The sequence below is a fragment of the Peribacillus sp. P4_D6 genome (assembly GCF_056401795.1).
Genome location: NZ_JBFUIQ010000362.1, coordinates 1 through 915, shown reverse-complemented (window position 1 = coordinate 915; position 915 = coordinate 1). Strand labels below are relative to the sequence as shown.

The following is a 915-nucleotide window of genomic DNA, read 5'->3' as shown; positions in this document are numbered from 1 at the left end:
GAACGCTTCCATTATAGGTAATCCAAAAGAGGTAAAAGAGCAGTTGCAGGGATTTTTAAATGAAACACAGGCGGATGAAATGATTATAAACTCTGCCATTTATGATCAGGATGCACGCCTTCGTTCTTATGAAATCATTGCAGAGGTTACTGGAATGAAATAATTGTTAAAGAATGAGCTTGCAGATCCCGTGTCTGCAAGCTTTTTTATAAAAATACATACCGATTGGCTTCATAAACAAAGTTAGGAGAGAGTAATGAAACGAGAAGATCCTTTATCCTTAATATTTCACTTCACAGATAAACAAGGTGACAGCAGGCCACTATATTTTGCGAATCCGAAAAAAGTGATCACCGCCCATTCAATTGAGGATGTCCTTCCCCAATTCCAAAAAGTCCAGGAAGCGATCGAACAGGGGAATTATGCAGCGGGATATGTTTCCTATGAAGCGGCACCTGCTTTTGAACAATCCTTTAAAGTAAAAGATGGAGCCAAAATGCCATTATTATGGTTCGGGATTTTTGATAAACCGGAAGCGGAAATACCTGAAAAAGTGACCGGGGCTTTTCATTTAGCTGAATGGCAATCAGAAACGGATTCAAATGCCTATCATTCTGGATTTCAAAGAATAAAATCGGAAATCAAGAAGGGCAACACATACCAAGTCAATTATACGATGCGTTTGCAATCTCAGTTCGAAGGAGATGACTTCGCTTTTTTTGAACGTTTGAAGAGAGCCCAACGCTCGAACTATAGTGCATATTTGAACGTGGGTTCACATCGAATCCTATCGGCTTCACCCGAGTTGTTTTTTCGTTGGGAAGATGGTCAGCTGATTACTCGGCCCATGAAGGGAACGGTAAAGCGGGGAACGACACTGAAAGGGGATCAGCTCAATGCTGAATGGTTGGCAGC

General features: G+C 41.3%; 1 protein-coding gene. It reads left to right on the top strand.

Going from position 1 to position 915, the window contains the following annotated elements; genetic code table 11:
• Positions 1 to 256: 256 nt before the first annotated feature.
• Positions 257 to 915: chorismate-binding protein (locus tag AC1DVB_RS27595; RefSeq protein ID WP_477592030.1), on the top strand; the 659-nt coding region annotated here is incomplete at its 3' end.